Below are 16,630 nucleotides of genomic sequence, written 5' to 3'. Positions count from 1 at the left end.
CCGGCGGGGGTTCCGGGCCACGGGCGGACGACCAGCCGGCGGGGGTTCCGGGCCACGGGCGGATGACCAGCACAGCCCCCTGTTCCCTGATTCCAGGGACAGGGGGCCTTTCGTCACGCTAGATTTCAGGACGAAAGCCTCGGCCGGATGGGAGTTCCGGGACGGGGAGGGAGCTTTCGCGTCGGTCCTGCACAGGGCGGAGCCGACAGGTCACGGGTCGAGGGAGCATCGTGATGGTCGGACCACGACAGGCACGCACGGACGACGGGCGATCGCGCCGTCGTCGCGACGACGGTGCTGCTGCGGTCGAGTTCGCCCTCGTGCTGCCGATCTTCGTCGCGCTGCTGTTCGGTGTCATCAGCTACGGCTGGATGCTGAGCTACCGCCAAGGCATCAGCCAGGCCGCCGCCGAGGGCGCCCGCGCCATGGCCGTCTCCGTCTCCCCCACGGGGTCGACCGTGCCGGCCGATCGAGCCCGAGCGGCGATCAACCGCTCGCTCTCCTCCTACGGCGTCACCTGCACCTCGGCGGGGACGCTCACCCGCAACGGCGCCACGGTCGGGACGTGCGGCGTCTCCACCACGGCGTGCACGACCGGCTCGACCGTGCAGTGCGCCCGGATCGCGATCAGCCACAACTACCGCGCCAACCCGCTGATCCCGTCCTTCCCCGGGCTCGGCATCACCCTCCCCACCACCATCGGCTACACCACGACCAGCGAGGTGAGCTCGTGAGGCGCCAGCGCCACGACGAGCGGGGCGCCATCCTTCCCCTGACCGCGCTCATCATGGTCATCGTGGTCGGCTTCACCGCGTTCGCGACCGATCTCGGGGTGCAGCGCGTCGCTGCGCGCGACATGCAGGCGGTCGCCGACGTGGCCGCCCTCGACGCCGCACGCAAGCTGCCGACCTGCACCACATCGACGCTCCAGGCCGCGGCGAACGCGAGCCTGGCCCGCCAGGGCCGCCGCGTCGGCACGTCGTCGCCGCTGGTCGTGACGCCGGGCCACCTCAGCTCCACCGGTGCCTTCGTCGCCGGCTCCGGGACCACCGGCTGCGACGCCGTGCGGATCACCGCGGCCACGACCGTGGACTACGCCTTCGCCCCCGTGATCGGGAACGACTCGGGCTCGGCCACACGCACGGCGATCGGGACACGGTCCGACGCGGCCGTCTGCTTCTCCGTCGGCACCAAGACGCTGACGCTCAGCACGTCCGGCAGCGCCATCGGTCCGATCCTCGACCGCGTCATCAAGGTCAACGGTCTCGACGTCGTCGGCTACACGGGCCTCGTGAGCCTCAAGAACGTGCAGGTCCCGCTCGTCGACCTCGCGGCGGCCCTCGGCGTCGGCACACCGCAGGAGCTCGCAGCGCTCGACGTCTCGCTGCAGACGTTCACGCTGGCGGCGGCCTCCGTCGTCCGCAAGCAGGGTGACCTCGTGAGCGCGACCCTGCTGGAGTCGATCGCCGCGCGTGCCACGGGTCTGCGGGCCGACGTGAGCAACTTCCTCGCACTCGACACCACCGGCAACGCCGCCCTCTCGGCGTCGGTCAACGCGCTCGACCTCGTCGGGGCGTCCTTCGTCGCCGCCAACGGCACCAGCGCCTTGCGCATCGACCAGCTCGGTCTCAGCCTCCCGCTCGGCCTGCTCAACGCCAACGCCCGGATCGTCATCGTCGAGCCACCACAGATCGCCTGCGGCAAGGCCGGGGTCACCGCCCGCACGGCCCAGGCCCGGGTCGACCTCGAGACAGTCGTGGGAACCTCGCTCCTCGCCTACGCCGAGATCAGCATGGGCGTCCGCGTCGGCGAGGGTGCGGCCACCCTGTCGTCCCTGCAGTGCACGGGCCCGGCGAGCGTCACCATCGCCGGGCAGACCACGGCAGCGCGCGTCGTCGGGTACGGAGGCACGGGGTCGGCCCGACTGACCGCAGCCAGCCTGCTGAACCCCCGCAAGGACCTTCCTCTCCACCTCAAGGAGGTGGTGGCTGCGACGAACGCGGGCAGCCACACCTTCGCCTATCCCGCCGGCGCGGGCCTTCCCACGCCCGCCAACCACACCTTCAGCAGCAACGTGAACTTCGCCGTCGAGGTCGACAACAACGGTCTGCTGGGCGGTCTGCTCTCGTCCGTCACGAACTTCCTCCTGACGGTGCTCAACCCCCTGCTCGAGGGTCTGCTCACGCCCCTGCTCTCGTCGCTCGGGATCAAGATCGGCACGATGGACGTCACGATGCTCAGCCGTCCCTCGTGCAACGCCGTCCGCCTGGCCGGCTGAGCGCTCTCAGCGTCGGGTGACGGACTTGTCGCCGTCGGCGTCCTTGGTGATCGTCACGTCGTCGAGGGCCGCGCCGTACGCGATCGACGGCGTCGAGCCCGAGCCCTTGGACGCGACGATGGAGCGGAACCGCAGCGTGTCCGCGGCGACGTCGACGACCTGGTAGGTGCTGATCCTCTCGGCCCACCGCGCACGGGTGGCACCTCGGCGGTCCCAGTCGGCGCGCGAGATCTCGTAGTACTTGGGGCCGGACACCGAGGTCGCGAACACCGTGCTGTCGGGGTCGCCCCGGTACCCGCTGCTGAAGACGTGGTCGTGACCGCTGAGCACGAGGTCGACGTCGTGCTTCTCGATGACGGGCAGGACCGTCGAGAAGACGGCGCTGTTGGTGCGGTCCGCCCGCGACGCGAACGGACCGGCGTGCAGCAGCACGACGCTCCACCGGTTCGGGTTGTCCTGCAGCTGCGCGTCCAGGAAGCGGGCCTGGGCCGCCAGGTCGGAGCCGAAGGAGTCGAGCACCACGAAGCGGACGCCCTGCTGGTCGAAGCGGTACCAGGTGGGTCGCTGGCCGGAGACCCCGTTGGACGGCGACGAGAAGTAGGTGCGGAACCCCTGCGCGTCGCCCGAGCGGCAGTCCCGCACGAGGATGCACTGCTCGTGGTTGCCGATGGAGGCCACCACGTTGCGACTCGTCCGCACCGGCGCGAGCGCGGCCATGAGGTCCACCCACTCCTGGTGGACCCACGGGTGGTTCACGACGTCGCCGGCGTGCAGCACGAGGTTGGCCGAGGGGAAGCGGTTCACCGCGGCCTTGACGATGGCGGCCGGGCGGTCGGCGTTGGCCACCTGGGTGTCGCCCAGGGCGAGGAACGTCCACGGCTCCAGCTCGGCCGATGACGTCGTGAAGTGGTAGTCGCCCGCGCTGCCACCGTTGTTGACCACCCGATAGCGGTAGCGCGTTCCGGGCTCCAGGCCGGTCAGCGTCGCGGTGTACGCCGGGCGGGCCGAACCGCTGTCGCGCACGCTCGTCGCGGCCTTGCGCCGGGCCGCCGCGCGCACCTGGGTGCCGCCACCGACCGGCTGCGCGACGACGCGCTGGTTGCCCCACGCCTTCACCGAGCGCCACGTGACGACCTGCGAGGCCGAGGTCGCCGCCGGGGTGAGCACGACCGCCATGGGCGGCGTCCCGGTGCTCGCGGCCGGCACGGCGTCACTCTCGACCACGGGTGCGGAACGGTCCTCGTCCGGCGCCGCGGAGCAGCCGCCCACCAGCAGGGCCATGCTCGCCAGTACCACCGGTCCGGTCCTCATGGGTCCACCGTAGGCACTACCGTGGCCGCGTGCGACTGCGACTCGATCTCTCCTACGACGGCGCAGGGTTCCGGGGCTGGGCCGCCCAGCCCGGTCTGCGCACCGTGCAGGAGACCGTCGAGACCTCGATCGCCACCGTCCTGAGGCTCGAGGAGCGGCCCTCGCTCACGTGCGCGGGCCGCACCGATGCCGGCGTGCACGCCCGCGGCCAGGTGGCCCACGCGGACCTCGACGACACCGTGCAGCCCGACCAGCTGGCCCGTCGGCTCCGCCGGATCCTGCCCGACGACGTCGTCGTGCACGCGGTCACCGTCGCTCCGGACGGGTTCGACGCGCGGTTCGCCGCGGTGGAGCGCCGCTACGCCTACCGCCTCCAGGACCAGCCCGGACGGCTCGACCCGTTGGCCCGGGCGCACGTGGTCGCGTGGCCGAAGCCGCTCGACGTCGAGGCGATGAACGCAGCCGGGGTGCTGCTGACCGGGGAGCACGACTTCGCCGCGTTCTGCCGCCGACGCGAGGGCGCCACGACGATCCGGACCCTGCTCGAGCTGACGACGACCCGCTCCCCCGGCGACGGGCTCCTCGTCACCACGGTGCGCGCCGACGCGTTCTGCCACTCCATGGTGCGTGCCCTGATGGGTGCGCTCGTGGCCGTCGGCGAGGGTCGGTACGAGCCGTCCTGGGCGCGCGACGTGCTGCGGACCGGTGAGCGCGACCCCCGCGTGAAGGTGATGCCGGCCCACGGGCTGGTGCTCGAGGAGGTCGTGTACCCGTCCGACGACCGGTTGGCCGCCCGAGCCCACGAGGCACGCCGACGTCGCGACGAGCCCACCGAGGGCCCCTGAACGCGTCCGGGCGGCGCCCGCGGCCCCGTATCGTGGTGACGGTGCCGACCTCCCCCCGCCGCCGCGCCTCGACACGCCTCCGCGCGCCACGCCCCGTCGGTGCCCGCCTCGTCGGCGCCTGCCTCGTGGTCGCCCTGACGGCTGCCTGCTCGGCACAGGGCGCGCCCGCCGCCCCGCCGGCGACACCGTCGGCCACCGCTCCCGTCCCGCTGCCGCGCGACGCCGTCGTCGACTACCAGCTCGGGGGCGCGTACCGCCCCGCGGCCGACGTCACCGTGGTCGTGCGCGACCGCACCGAGAAGCCCGATCCCACCCGGTACTCGGTCTGCTACGTCAACGCCTTCCAGACGCAGCCGGGACAGCTCGGCTGGTGGAAGAAGCACCACCCGACCCTGCTGCTGAAGCGCCACGGCGTCCTCGTGCGCGACCCGGGCTGGCCCGACGAGGTGCTGCTGGACCAGCGCACCGCCGCGAAGCGCGCCGCCATCGTCTCGATCGTCTCCGGCTGGTTCCGCGGGTGCGCGAAGGCCGGGTACGACGCGATCGAGGCCGACAACCTCGACGCCTGGACCCGCTCGCGCTCCCTGCTCACCCGGGCACAGACGACGTCGACGGCGAAGGGGCTCGTCCGCGCCGCGCACGCGACAGGGCTGGCGATCGCGCAGAAGAACACGCCCGAGATCGACGGCCGCGCCCTCGGCTTCGACTTCGCGGTGGCCGAGGAGTGCGAGGTGTACCGCGAGTGCGGCGACTACACGCGGCTCTACGGGCGCGGCGTCGTCGAGATCGAGTACACCGACAACGGTCGGGCGGCCTACGCGCGGGCCTGCCGCCAGCGGGCCGGCGACCACCCCATCACCCTCCGCGACCGCGACGTCGTGCCACGGGGCACGCGCGGCCACGTGTTCCAGCACTGCTGACCACGACGTCCGGGCGCCGACCGTGCTGCCCGACGCCTGCTGCGAGGATGAGCACGTGACCGGGCACTACTTCGACGACCGGCCCTCCGGGGCCGACGACCGCCGGAGCGTGCACTTCGACGCCTGGCAGCACACGCTCACGTGCACCACGAGTGGCGGAGTATTCTCGGCCGACCACCTCGACCACGCCACGCGGATCCTGCTCGACTCGGCGGGTCCGCCCAGCGGCACGGTGCTCGACCTCGGGTGCGGGTGGGGGCCGATCAGCTGTGCGGTCGCTGCCGCGTCGCCCTCGGCGACCGTCTGGGCGGTCGACGTGAACGAGCGCGCCCGCGAGCTGACCCGCCTGAACGCCACGGCGGCCGGCGCGGCCGACCGCGTGCACGTGGCCGCTCCCGACGAGGTGCCCGCCGACCTGCGGTTCGACGCCCTGTGGTCGAACCCGCCGATCCGCATCGGCAAGCAGGCCCTGCACGACCTGCTCCAGCACTGGCTGGCGCGGCTCAGCGACGACGGTCACGCCCGTCTGGTGGTGGGCAAGAACCTCGGTGCCGACAGCCTGCAGCGCTGGCTCACCGACCAGGGCTGGCCCACCGAGCGCACGGCCAGCAGCAAGGGCTTCCGCGTGCTGACCGTGCGCCGCGGGGAGCACTGACGTCGAGGCACCCGCACCGCCGGCCCAGCAGGTCCACGCACGAACGGCCCCCACCGCAGTCGCGGTGGGGGCCGTTCGTCGACGGGCCTGGATCAGGCCTTGTCGGTGTCCTCGGAGGTCGCAGCCTCGTCGGTGCTCGTCTCGTCGACGGCCTCGGCCGCAGCCTCGACGTCCTCGGAGGTGGCCGGCTCGGTCTCGGACTCCGTGGCCGGAGCACCGGCGACGACGTCGGTCTCGACCTGCTCGGCGTCGTCGGACGCGTTCACCGCGGGGGTCTCGTCCTCGACCGGAGCCGCGGCGGGTGCAGCGGCAGGAGCGGTCGCCTGCGCGGCGAACTCCTTGGCCTCGACGATCTCGATGACGGCCATGGGGGCGTTGTCGCCCTTGCGCGGACCGATCTTCGTGATGCGCGTGTAGCCGCCGGGACGGCTCGCCATGGCGGGACCGATCTCGGTGAACAGGGTGTGCAGGACGCTCTTGTCACGCACGACCTTGACGACCTGGCGGCGGTTGGCCACCGTGTCGGTCTTGGCCTTGGTGATGAGCTGCTCGGCGTAGGGCCGCAGACGGCGGGCCTTGGCCTCGGTGGTGGTGATCCGGCCGTGCTCGAACAGAGCCGTCGCGAGGTTGGCCAGGATCAGGCGCTGGTGCGACGGGCTGCCGCCGAGGCGGGCTCCCTTGGTGGGCGTGGGCATGTGTCTGTCTCCAGGTCAGTGAACAGGTCGATGAGCGAGCAGCTCAGTACTGCTCGTCCTCGGCGAAGCTGGCGTCGTCGTCGTAGGAGTCGAGCACGGCCGACGGGTCGAACCCGGCCGGGCTGTCCTTGAGGGCCAGGCCCATCTCGGCCAGCTTGGCCTTGACCTCGTCGATCGACTTCGAGCCGAAGTTGCGGATGTCGAGCAGGTCCTGCTCCGAGCGCGTGATGAGCTCACCCACGGAGTGGATGCCCTCGCGCTTGAGGCAGTTGTACGAGCGGACCGTGAAGTTCAGGTCCTCGATCGGCAGGGCGAGGTCGGCGGCGAGCTGCTCGTCGACGGGCGACGGGCCGATGTCGATGCCCTCGGCCTCGACGTTGAGCTCACGAGCCAGGCCGAACAGCTCGACCAGGGTCGAGCCGGCCGACGCGATCGCGTCACGCGGCGCCATCGACGACTTCGTCTCGACGTCGATGATCAGCTTGTCGAAGTCGGTGCGCTGCTCGACTCGGGTGGCCTCGACCTTGTAGGTGACCTTGAGGACGGGGCTGTAGATCGAGTCGATCGGCATGCGGCCGATCTCCTCGTCGCCGGTCTTGTTCTGCACCGCCGAGACGTAGCCACGGCCACGCTCCACGACGAGCTCGATCTCCAGGCTGGCCTTGTCGTTCAGCGTGGCGATGTGCAGGTCGGGGTTGTGGACCTCGACGCCCGCGGGGGCCTCGATGTCGGCCGCGGTGGCCACACCGGCACCCTGCTTGCGCAGGACCATGACGAACGGCTCGTCGTGCTCGGAGGAGACGACCAGGTTCTTGAGGTTGAGGATGATCTCGGTGACGTCCTCGGTGACACCGGGGACGGTGGAGAACTCGTGCTGGATGCCGTCGATCTTGATCGACGTGACCGACGCGCCCGGGATGGAGCTGAGGAGCGTGCGGCGCAGCGAGTTGCCGAGGGTGTAGCCGAAGCCGGGCTCGAGAGGCTCGATGACGAACCGCGAACGGTTGTCGGCGACGACCTCTTCGGTCAGGACGGGGCGCTGTGCGATGAGCATGGAACTTCCTTTCCGGTCCTCCCGCTATTTGAAGGACCGGCTCAGTGGAACGGGGGCGATCAGATCTTGGAGTAGAACTCCACGATCAGCTGCTCCTGGATGGGGACGGTGATCTGCTCGCGGACCGGGCGCTGGTGCACCAGGATCCGACCACGATCGGGATCGACGTCGAGCCAGCCGGGAACGGTGTCCTTGTCGTGCGTCTCACGGGCGACGATGAACGGCGTCGTCTCCAGGCTCTTGGGCTTGACATCGATGATGTCGTGCTTGCTGACCTGGAAGGACGGGATGTTCGTCTTCACGCCGTTGACGATGAAGTGTCCGTGCGTCACGAGCTGGCGCGCGTGGCGACGGGTACGGGCCAGGCCGGCACGGTAGACGACGTTGTCGAGCCGGCTCTCGAGCAGGCTCAGCAGGTTGTCACCGGTCTTGCCGGGCTTGCGGTGCGCGTTCTCGTAGTACTTGCGGAACTGCTTCTCGAGGACGCCGTAGGTGTAGCGCGCCTTCTGCTTCTCCTGCAGCTGGGTGCGGTACTCCGACTCCTTGATGCGGGCACGACCGTGCATGCCCGGGGGGTAGGGACGACGCTCGAACGCGGCGTCGCCACCGACGAGGTCGACGCCGAGACGGCGCGACTTCTTGGTGAGAGGTCCGGTGTAACGGGCCATGATCTAACTCCTGGATTCTTCGCGGACTCTGATCGCGGGGATCAGAGACGACGGTGCTTGGGGGGACGGCAGCCGTTGTGGGGGCTGGGGGTCACGTCGGAGATGGTGCCGACCTCGAGGCCGACGCCGCTCAGCGACCGGATCGCCGTCTCGCGGCCCGAACCCGGGCCCTTCACGAAGACGTCGACCTTCTTCATCCCGTGCTCCATCGCCTGGCGACCGGCGGCCTCGGCCGCCATGCCCGCCGCGAAGGGCGTGGACTTGCGCGAGCCCTTGAAGCCGACGGTTCCGCCGGAGGCCCACGCGATCACTCCACCACTGGGGTCGGTGATCGTCACGTGCGTGTTGTTGAACGTGCTCTTGATGTGGGCCTGGCCCTGAACGACGTTCTTCTTCTCCTTGCGGCGCACCTTCTTGGCGCCTGCACTCTTAGGAGGCATCTAGATCACTTCTTCTTTCCGGCGACGGTGCGCTTCGGGCCCTTGCGGGTGCGCGCATTGGTCTTGGTGCGCTGGCCGCGGACGGGCAGGTGCGCACGGTGGCGACGGCCCTGGTACGAACCGATCTCCATCTTGCGACGGATGTCGGCCGTGACCTCACGGCGCAGGTCGCCCTCGACCTGGTAGTTGGCCTCGATGTGGTCACGCAGCGCGACGAGCTGGTCGTCGTTCAGCTCGTGGACGCGGACGTCCGGGCTGATGCCGGTGGCGGCGAGGGTGTCGGCGGCGCGGGTGCGCCCGACGCCGAAGATGTAGGTGAGTGCGATCTCGATGCGCTTGTCGCGCGGGAGATCGACTCCGACGAGGCGTGCCATGGTGGCAGTTCCTTCCGGTTCGGCAGAGGTGTCGTCACCTGGGGCGTCCCGGCTGCCTCCAGGACTCCCATGGTGGGTTCCTGAGCCGGGCCCCGGCCTCTGCGCCGGGGGTGACCCGCGTCCGCCTCGTGGGAGGAGGCGCGGGAGCCATCAGATGTTCAGTGTGTCGCGGTGAAGAAGTGCGATCAGCCCTGGCGCTGCTTGTGCCGGGGGTTCTCGCAGATCACCATGACGCGGCCGTGGCGACGGATCACCTTGCACTTGTCACAGATCTTCTTCACGCTCGGGTTGACCTTCATCGAGAAGCTCTCTCTTCTTCAGTCTGAACGTGTATCGGTGTGCAGTTGTCTCGTGCTCCGGCCTGGGCCGGGGTCACTTGTAGCGGTAGACGATCCGTCCACGGCTGAGGTCGTACGGCGACAGCTCCACCACGACCCGATCCTCGGGGAGGATGCGGATGTAGTGCTGGCGCATCTTGCCGCTGATGTGCGCCAGGACCTTGTGGCCGTTGGCCAGCTCGACCCGGAACATCGCGTTCGGGAGTGCCTCGACGACAGCACCCTCCATCTCGATGACGCCTTCTTTTTTCGCCATGGACCTCAGCTTCTCGGTTTGATCGTCTGTGTCGGCCGACGCACGCGACGGCACCCTCGACTCCGAGGAGCCGTTCCACGCGGCGCGAACCGCGAGGACCGAACCCTGAGGACTGAACCTCCGAGGGCAGGGGGTCGTGACGCCCGAATCAGGCCGACAGGGAAGTCTACGTCGGCGGGGGCCCTTCGTTCAAATCGGGTCCCGGTGCCGCACCTCGGGCAGGATGGCGCCATGCGGCTCGAGAACATCGTCTGGGACTCGCCCGATCCGCGCGCGCTCGGCCACTTCTGGGCCGAGGCCCTCGGCGCCGACGTGCTGACCGAGGACGACGACGGCCTCGAGGCGCGCCTGCACCTCGCGCCGGAGGTGTTCCTCGACCTCTGCTTCCCGCCCGCCTCGACGCCCGCCGACGTCCCCCAGCGGCTCCACCTCGACCTGCGGGGCGCCGAGCAGCAGCACGCTGTCGCCGAGCGTCTCGTGGGGCTGGGCGCCAGCCGCGTCGACATCGGTCAGGGCGACGTCCCCTGGGTGGTGCTCGCGGACCCCGACGGCAACGCGTTCTGCGTCATGGAGGACCGCCCCGCCTACCGCGCCGGCTCCGGCCCGGTCGCTGCGCTCCCCCTCGACTGCGCCGACCCCGACCGGGAGGCGCGCTTCTGGGCCGCGGTCACCGGGTGGGCGCCCACGGCCGACCCCCACGCCCTGGCCCACCCGTCGGGCGCGGGGCCGCTGCTGGAGCTGTGCCCGGAGCCCGGACCCCGCCGCGGGAAGTCGAGGCTGCACCTCGACGTGCGGCCCGGTCCCGACGACGCCACCCCCCTCGACCTCGTCCGCGACCACGGCGGCACCGTCCTCCCCCAGCCCGCACCAGGACTGCCGTGGACGGTGTGCGCCGACGCGTCGGGCAACGAGGTGTGCCTGCTCGGCGTCGCCCCACCCGCCTGATCGGCCGCCCCTCAACCGGTGTAGCGGTCGATCAGCCTGGAGAGCACGATCGCGGTGTCGGTGTGGTCGACGTTGTCGACCTCCATGCGGACCCGTTCGAGCGCCCGCTCGAGGTCGCGGACGTCCCGCGCGACGATGCGCAGCATCGCGTCGGCCTGGCCCGACACCGTGGCGGCCGCGTGGACCTCCGGCACCTTCGCGAACGCCTCGCCGAGCGCCTCGGGCGTGATCGTGCCCCGGCAGTGCACCTCCACGTACGCCTCGACCGACCATCCCATCAGGTCGGGGTCCACGACGGCGGTGAAGCCCTTGATCACGCCGTCGTCGACGAGGCGGTCCATGCGGCGCTTCACCGCGGGTGCCGAGAGCCCCACGTCGGCGGCGATGCGGGCGTATCCCGCTCGTCCGTCGCGCACGAGGTGGTCGATGATGCGGCGATCGAGGTCGTCCATGCCCTCATCGTGCAACAGATCGCCGCATCCGGGCTGGATTCGTCGGATTCCTGCGTGCCGACGTGCAGTTTCGAAGTCCTCGTTCGCGAGGAGCCGCGGCTAGGCTTGATTCGTTGCGTGAACACGCACCGTCGACCACCGCAGGAGGCCCTCGTGACCGTGCTCGACACCCGCACCCCCACTCGCACGACGCTCGACCGCGTCACCGCGCGCACCGCCCGCGTCCGCTCGTACCTGATGTGCGCACCCACCCACTTCGACGTCACCTACGCGATCAACGCGTGGATGCAGCCGGGCATCCACGTCGACCGCGACCGCGCCGTGGCGCAGTGGCAGGCGCTCGTCGAGACGTACCGCGCACTCGGGCACCGCGTGGACCTGCTGGAGCCTGCCGCCGGCCTGCCCGACATGGTGTTCGCCGCCAACGGCGCCCTGGTCGTCGACGGACGCGCCTACGGCGCCCGGTTCCGCCACGTCGAGCGCCAGGCCGAGGCCGTCCTGCACGCCGGACTGCTGAGGGAACAGGGCATCGAGGTCGTCGAGCCGACCCACACCAACGAGGGCGAGGGCGACTTCCTGGTGCTCGCCTCCATGATCCTCGCCGGCACCGGCTTCCGCACGAGTCTGCACGCCCACGTGGAGGCGGCCGCCGCACTCGACCGGCCCGTCGTGAGCCTGGAGCTGGTCGACCCGCGGTTCTACCACCTCGACACCGCCCTCGCGGTGCTCGACGACGGGAACGGCGAGGCTCCGGCCGACATCGCCTACCTGCCCTCGGCCTTCTCGCCCCACAGCCGCCGGACCCTGCGTCAGCTGTTCCCCGACGCCATCGAGTGCAGCGAGGCCGACGCCCTGGTCCTGGGCCTCAACGCGGTGAGCGACGGCCACCACGTGGTCCTGCCCTCCCAGGCCACCCGCCTCGCGAGCCAGGTGGCCGACCACGGCTACGCGCCCGTCCCCGTGGACGTGAGCGAGCTGCTCAAGGCCGGCGGCAGCGTCAAGTGCTGCACCCAGGAGCACCACGCCTGAGACCGAGCGCGTCCTCGGCGACGCGCCTCAGCGTCGGTAGGCGTCGAGGTCGGCGGTGAGCTCCTCGAAGAGCGCGCCGTTCAGCCCGAAGACCGTCTTGACCTCGGTCAGCACGGCGAGCTTCTCCTCCGCCGTCAGGTCGAGGCCGTCGAGCCGAGCGCGGTAGGCGTCCTTGTAGGGCTTGGGCTTCGGGATGCCGGGGAAGGCGTAGAACGCGAGACCGTCCGGCCGCTCGAAGGTCTGCTCCAGGAGCCGTCCGATGATGCGGCCGCCGGAGAGGTCGCCGAGGTAGCGGGTGTAGTGGTGAGCCACGAACCGGGCCGGCGAGGCGGCGATGCTCTCGATGCGTGCCACGTACGCGTCGGTGGCCGGCGTCGCCGCGTGGCCGACGCCCCAGTGGGCCTGGTCCGCGTCGATCGAGGGTGTGCGCTCGAGCGCCGGATCGAGCACCGCGTCGGCGACGGGGTCGCCCGCGAGGGCGCGGCCGAGGGACTCGAGCGCGTCGTAGACCCGACGCAGGCGTGCCAGGTAGTCGGCGTACCCGCGGGCGTTCACCCGGCCCGCGAGGAGCTCGGTCATGAACGACGAGCCCTCGGCGGCCTGGTGCTCGGCCCGGGAGCCCTCGCGCAGGAGGCGCGAGAGCGAGGAGGTGTCGGGTTCGGCGATCGTCATGGGGAGCCCTTTCGTCGGGATCTATCGTGACACGTTGTCATGATCGTGGTGACGGAATGTCACCATCTGGACGCGTCGTGGCCCCGGTCGGCACGACGGCGAGCCGGTCCCCCACCCGGTGGACCTCCACCGGGAGTCCGTAGGTCCGACCGACCAGGTCGGCCGTCAGGACCTCGGCCGGCGTGCCGTGGGCCGCGACCGTGCCCTCGGCCACCACCACCAGCTCGTCGGCATGGGCCGAGGCGAGGGAGAGGTCGTGCGCCACGACGACCACGGTGCGTCCGGCCCGGGCCAGCCGACGGGCCAGCACGAGCACCTCCTCCTGGTGCCGGAGGTCGAGGGCCGCCGTCGGCTCGTCGAGCAGCACCAGGTCGGTGTCCTGTGCGAGGACCCGGGCCAGCGAGACACGGGCGCGCTCGCCTCCCGAGAGCTGGCGGAACGACCGCCCGGCCAGGTGCACGGTGTCCGTGCGCTCGAGCGCCCAGGCGACCAGGTCGGCGTCGGCCGCCACGTCGTCGCGAGACGTCCACGGATAGCGCCCCATCGCGACGACCTCGGCCACCGTGAAGCCGAAGCTCACGTCGTGGGACTGGCCGAGGACCGCGCGCCGTCGCGCGAGCTCGGCGGGGGTCCAGTCGGACAGGGGCCGGCCGTCGAGCGCCACGGTCCCCGCGGTGGCCGGGAGGTCGCCCGAGACCACCGAGAGCAGCGTGGACTTCCCCGCGCCGTTGGGTCCGACGACCACCACGAGCGTGCCGGCACGCACGTCGAGGTCGACGTCGTGGAGCACCTCGCGCCCACCCAGGCGGCAGGAGACCCCCCGCACGGACACGACCGCGTCGGCCGTCATGCCCAGCCCCCGGCGCGCGTGCGGGCGCGCCGCACGAGGTGCAGGAAGAACGGACCCCCGACGACCGACGTCAGCAACCCGATCGGCAGGTCGGCCCCGGTCACGAGCGTCCTCGCCAGCACGTCGGCCCAGACCAGGAGCACGGCACCGGCGAGGACGCTCCCGAGGAGCAGAGCCCGGTGGGCCGGGCCCAGGACCATCCGCAGCGCGTGCGGCACGACGAGCCCGACGAACGCGATGATCCCCGTGAAGGCCACGGCCACCCCGGTCAGCAGCGCCATGACCGCGATGGAGACGATCCTGAGTCGCTCCACGCGCACACCGAGGTGGGAGGCCGAGCGCTCGCCGAGCGCGAGCAGGTCGTAGCGGCGGGCCGCGGCGAGGGCGAACAGCACGCCGGGCACCGTCACGACGGCCACCACGAGCACCTCCGACCAGCGGGACCCGTTCATCGAGCCGAGCTGCCAGAACACGATCTGCTCGCGCGAGCCGGTGTCGCCGGCGAAGAGCACGAGCGCGAGTCCCGCACCCGCGAAGGCGTTCACGGCGATGCCGGTCAGCAGCAGCGTCACCACCTCCGTGCGTCCTGCGCTCCGCGCCGTCGTGTACACGAAGACCGTCGCCGCGAGGCCACCCAGGAAGGCGAGCAGCGCCACCGCCCATCCCCCACCGACGGTGATCCCCGTCGCGATCGCCACGGCGGCCCCGAGGGCGGCTCCTGCCGAGACACCCACGACCCCGGGCTCGGCCAGCGGGTTGCCGAAGACGGCCTGCATCATCGCCCCCGCCACCGCGAGCGCCGCTCCGACGACCACGCACATGGCGACCCGGGGGAACCGGACGTACCAGAGCGCGTCGACGAGGAGGTCCTCGTCCGGACGCCACGACGTGCGCACACCGACGCCGTCGAGGACGGTCCCGACGACCGCACGGGCGGAGACGTCGAGCTGTCCGACGAGGGCCGAGACCACGACGCCGACGAGCAGCGCCGCGACCAGGGCACCGACCACGGCCGCAGCCCGCCTGCGCGGCGCCGTCCCCACCGGCGCACGAGTCCGTACACGCACGTCCGTGGCGGTCATCCGGTGCCGCTCATGCCGGGCCACGCGGTGCGTACACGGCGCGGGCCAGCGCGTCGAGGACGCCGGCCGACCGCGGACCGAACGACAGCACGTCGCCGTCGGCCATGTCCACGAAGCGTCGGTTCCGTCCGGCGGCGGTGAGCGCGAGCGTCGTCTTGTCGGCGAGGAGCGCGTCGACGCCTCCGACCGACTCGAGCCCGTGCGACATCACGATCACCAGGTCGGGATCGGCCGCGAGGACCGCCTCGTCGGTGAGGGGCTGCATGTCCTTCCAGCCGAGCTCGGCGGCGACGTCGACGCCGCCGAGTCCCCGCACCAGGTCCCCCGCGCCGGAGTCCTCACCGAGCAGGTAGTAGACGCCGGCCGAGCCGCGCAGGTAGAGGAAGACCATCGACAGCCGGTCCTCGGCGGCGGCCGGGGCGAGCCGGTCGACCTGGGCGCGGACGTCGTCGAGCTGCGCAGCGATGCGCTCGGCTAGCCGCTCACCGGCGGCGGGGACGCCGAGCGCGGCGGCCACGTCGCGGGCGAGGTCCTGGGCACCGTCGAAGGACGCCTGGTTCTCCACGAAGACGACGGTGACCCCGGCATCGCGGAGCTGCTCCACGACGTCGCGCGGGCCGATCGACCCGTCGGTGACGACGAGGGTGGGACGCGACCGCAGCACCGCCTCCGCGTTGAGGGAGTGGCCGTCGCTCGTGACGACGGGCAGGTCCTCGGTGCCGGGGAAGGTCGTCGAGACGTCACGCCCGACGAGCCGGTCCCCGAGACCCAGGCCCCAGACCGTCGCCGCGAGCGTGCCGGAGATGTCGAGGGCGAGCACCCGGTCGGTGTCGGTCACCTCGACCTCGCGCTCACCGGCGCGGTCGTGGGAGACCACCGTGGCAGGCAGGGTCTGCTCGGGGTCCTCGACTACCGGTTCGACGGTGCGGTCGGCGAGGACGGCCGTGCTCGGTCCCTGCCAGCCCTTCGGGTCGTCGACGGGCTGGACCTGCGCGAGCGGGACCGTGCCGGCCGCGCCTGCCGCGCCCTCGGAGTCGGCCACTCCCGGTCCCGCGCACCCGGCGGACAGCGCGAGCGCCACCACCACCGGCGCGAGGATGGCGCGGGGCGCCCTGGCAGCCGTCCGCGCACCGCGGCCTCGGACGGTCGCGGTCACCGCAGACCGCCCGAGCGACGGCGCAGGCTCGCCATGCCGAAGCCGACGACGAGCGCGAGCGCCGCGGCCACGGCGACCCACCACGCCGGGACCCCGCTGTCGGACGTGGTGCCGGCGAGGCCCGCCGCCTCGGTGGTGTCCGCCGGGGCCACGGACGCCTCGCCCGCCGTCCCGGCACAGTCCGCGGCCGTGGTGACGGTGAGGTCGATCGGGTCGAAGGCCGTGCCCGCCTCGTAGGTGCCGAAGACCCCGTGTCCCTGCTCGGTGAGCACCGCGGGTGCGTCGGTCACGGTGTACCCGGTCCCGTCGTCGGAGCGCTCGACCTCGGCCCCGGACAGGTCGAGCTCCACGAACGGCACGTCCTCGGTCGTCGTGGGAGCTGCGTCGCCGCCGGCCTCGGCCGCCGCGCGGTCGCCTGCGGTCACGTCGAGCAGAAGCACCGCGGTGTCGGCGTCGGTGAACCGGACCACCGGGTCCTCGAGCACGACCTCCAGCGCACCGGAGTGGCCCGTGAAGCGGATCGCGCCGTCGAAGGCCACGTCACCCTCGGTCGTGGCGGCGTCGAACGAGCCGGAGCCGCCCGAGAAGTCGAACTCGGGCGTCTCGTAGG

21 protein-coding genes are annotated in these 16,630 nt (G+C 71.8%); 7 read left to right on the top strand and 14 right to left on the bottom strand.

Features of this window, described 5'->3' with window-relative positions; all coding sequences use genetic code 11:
- Positions 1-233 precede the first annotated feature (233 nt).
- The gene (locus ASF38_RS09415) at positions 234-734 is read left to right on the top strand and encodes a TadE/TadG family type IV pilus assembly protein (RefSeq protein ID WP_056575484.1); all 501 of its coding nucleotides are present in this window, start codon (positions 234-236) and stop codon (positions 732-734) included.
- Positions 731-2,278 carry a pilus assembly protein TadG-related protein gene (locus tag ASF38_RS09410; protein WP_056575480.1) on the top strand — a complete coding sequence of 516 codons (1,548 nt, stop codon included), beginning with the start codon at positions 731-733 and terminating at the stop codon, positions 2,276-2,278. The genes ASF38_RS09415 and ASF38_RS09410 overlap by 4 nt, the downstream gene beginning before the upstream one ends.
- Positions 2,279-2,284: 6 nt before the next feature.
- Here the strand turns inward: ASF38_RS09410 and ASF38_RS09405 are convergent, their stop codons facing one another.
- On the bottom strand, positions 2,285-3,589 hold the full coding sequence (locus tag ASF38_RS09405) for a metallophosphoesterase family protein (protein ID WP_082480662.1): 1,305 nt from the start codon (positions 3,587-3,589) through the stop codon (positions 2,285-2,287).
- A gap of 29 nt (positions 3,590-3,618) precedes the next feature.
- Between ASF38_RS09405 and truA the strand changes: the two genes are divergently transcribed.
- From truA to ASF38_RS09390, 3 genes are read left to right on the top strand one after another with little or no spacing between them, the layout of a single operon-like run.
- A complete protein-coding gene (gene truA, locus ASF38_RS09400; RefSeq protein ID WP_056575474.1) occupies positions 3,619-4,434 on the top strand; it encodes a tRNA pseudouridine(38-40) synthase TruA in 816 nt (271 codons plus the stop codon).
- Between the two features lie 41 nt (positions 4,435-4,475).
- Positions 4,476-5,354 carry an endo alpha-1,4 polygalactosaminidase gene (locus tag ASF38_RS09395; RefSeq protein WP_056576469.1) on the top strand — a complete coding sequence of 293 codons (879 nt, stop codon included), beginning with the start codon at positions 4,476-4,478 and terminating at the stop codon, positions 5,352-5,354.
- A 55-nt stretch (positions 5,355-5,409) separates the two neighbouring features.
- Positions 5,410-6,009 (top strand): class I SAM-dependent methyltransferase, encoded by a 600-nt coding sequence (locus tag ASF38_RS09390; protein ID WP_156366883.1) that lies wholly within the window; start codon positions 5,410-5,412, stop codon positions 6,007-6,009.
- A gap of 92 nt (positions 6,010-6,101) precedes the next feature.
- Here ASF38_RS09390 and rplQ read toward each other — a convergent pair whose 3' ends face one another.
- From rplQ to infA, 7 genes are all read right to left on the bottom strand, one after another.
- Entirely contained in the window at positions 6,102-6,704 is a 603-nt protein-coding gene (rplQ, locus tag ASF38_RS09385) for a 50S ribosomal protein L17 (protein WP_055964372.1), read from the bottom strand.
- 43 nt (positions 6,705-6,747) lie between these two features.
- Positions 6,748-7,758 carry a DNA-directed RNA polymerase subunit alpha gene (locus ASF38_RS09380; RefSeq protein WP_055964368.1) on the bottom strand — a complete coding sequence of 337 codons (1,011 nt, stop codon included), beginning with the start codon at positions 7,756-7,758 and terminating at the stop codon, positions 6,748-6,750.
- 59 nt (positions 7,759-7,817) lie between these two features.
- Positions 7,818-8,426, bottom strand: a complete 609-nt coding sequence (gene rpsD / locus ASF38_RS09375; protein ID WP_055964365.1) for a 30S ribosomal protein S4 — start codon at positions 8,424-8,426, stop codon at positions 7,818-7,820.
- Between the two features lie 41 nt (positions 8,427-8,467).
- Positions 8,468-8,866 carry a 30S ribosomal protein S11 gene (rpsK, locus tag ASF38_RS09370; RefSeq protein WP_055964362.1) on the bottom strand — a complete coding sequence of 133 codons (399 nt, stop codon included), beginning with the start codon at positions 8,864-8,866 and terminating at the stop codon, positions 8,468-8,470.
- Between the two features lie 5 nt (positions 8,867-8,871).
- A complete protein-coding gene (gene rpsM / locus ASF38_RS09365) occupies positions 8,872-9,240 on the bottom strand; it encodes a 30S ribosomal protein S13 (RefSeq protein ID WP_055964358.1) in 369 nt (122 codons plus the stop codon).
- Between the two features lie 185 nt (positions 9,241-9,425).
- The gene (gene rpmJ, locus ASF38_RS09360; RefSeq protein ID WP_008361054.1) at positions 9,426-9,539 is read right to left on the bottom strand and encodes a 50S ribosomal protein L36; all 114 of its coding nucleotides are present in this window, start codon (positions 9,537-9,539) and stop codon (positions 9,426-9,428) included.
- 73 nt (positions 9,540-9,612) lie between these two features.
- The gene (gene infA / locus ASF38_RS09355) at positions 9,613-9,834 is read right to left on the bottom strand and encodes a translation initiation factor IF-1 (RefSeq protein ID WP_007078610.1); all 222 of its coding nucleotides are present in this window, start codon (positions 9,832-9,834) and stop codon (positions 9,613-9,615) included.
- Positions 9,835-10,065: 231 nt separating this feature from the next.
- On the opposite strand from infA, the gene ASF38_RS09350 reads away from it, so the two are divergent.
- The gene (locus ASF38_RS09350) at positions 10,066-10,779 is read left to right on the top strand and encodes a VOC family protein (RefSeq protein ID WP_056575470.1); all 714 of its coding nucleotides are present in this window, start codon (positions 10,066-10,068) and stop codon (positions 10,777-10,779) included.
- 11 nt (positions 10,780-10,790) lie between these two features.
- Here ASF38_RS09350 and ASF38_RS09345 read toward each other — a convergent pair whose 3' ends face one another.
- Positions 10,791-11,231 (bottom strand): Lrp/AsnC family transcriptional regulator, encoded by a 441-nt coding sequence (locus tag ASF38_RS09345; protein WP_055964351.1) that lies wholly within the window; start codon positions 11,229-11,231, stop codon positions 10,791-10,793.
- A gap of 153 nt (positions 11,232-11,384) precedes the next feature.
- Between ASF38_RS09345 and ddaH the strand changes: the two genes are divergently transcribed.
- The gene (ddaH, locus tag ASF38_RS09340) at positions 11,385-12,260 is read left to right on the top strand and encodes a dimethylargininase (RefSeq protein ID WP_235492915.1); all 876 of its coding nucleotides are present in this window, start codon (positions 11,385-11,387) and stop codon (positions 12,258-12,260) included.
- Positions 12,261-12,287: 27 nt separating this feature from the next.
- Here the strand turns inward: ddaH and ASF38_RS09335 are convergent, their stop codons facing one another.
- From ASF38_RS09335 to ASF38_RS17200, 5 genes are all read right to left on the bottom strand, one after another.
- Positions 12,288-12,932 carry a heme oxygenase (biliverdin-producing) gene (locus ASF38_RS09335; RefSeq protein WP_055964348.1) on the bottom strand — a complete coding sequence of 215 codons (645 nt, stop codon included), beginning with the start codon at positions 12,930-12,932 and terminating at the stop codon, positions 12,288-12,290.
- A 37-nt stretch (positions 12,933-12,969) separates the two neighbouring features.
- Positions 12,970-13,782 carry a heme ABC transporter ATP-binding protein gene (locus tag ASF38_RS09330; protein WP_082480660.1) on the bottom strand — a complete coding sequence of 271 codons (813 nt, stop codon included), beginning with the start codon at positions 13,780-13,782 and terminating at the stop codon, positions 12,970-12,972.
- Entirely contained in the window at positions 13,779-14,792 is a 1,014-nt protein-coding gene (locus tag ASF38_RS09325) for an iron ABC transporter permease (protein ID WP_056575468.1), read from the bottom strand. The genes ASF38_RS09330 and ASF38_RS09325 overlap by 4 nt, the downstream gene beginning before the upstream one ends.
- 82 nt (positions 14,793-14,874) lie before the next feature.
- On the bottom strand, positions 14,875-15,951 hold the full coding sequence (locus tag ASF38_RS09320; RefSeq protein WP_200914492.1) for a hemin ABC transporter substrate-binding protein: 1,077 nt from the start codon (positions 15,949-15,951) through the stop codon (positions 14,875-14,877).
- Positions 15,952-16,016: 65 nt separating this feature from the next.
- Positions 16,017-16,630, bottom strand: a 614-nt coding sequence (locus ASF38_RS17200; protein WP_200914491.1) for an HtaA domain-containing protein, incomplete at its 5' end; no start/stop codon positions are given.

The organism is Aeromicrobium sp. Leaf272, assembly GCF_001422865.1.
Taxonomy (GTDB): Bacteria; Actinomycetota; Actinomycetes; order Propionibacteriales; family Nocardioidaceae; genus Aeromicrobium.
The sequence above is the reverse complement of the archived record's forward strand: the minus strand, read 5'-3'. Positions and strand labels throughout refer to the sequence as shown.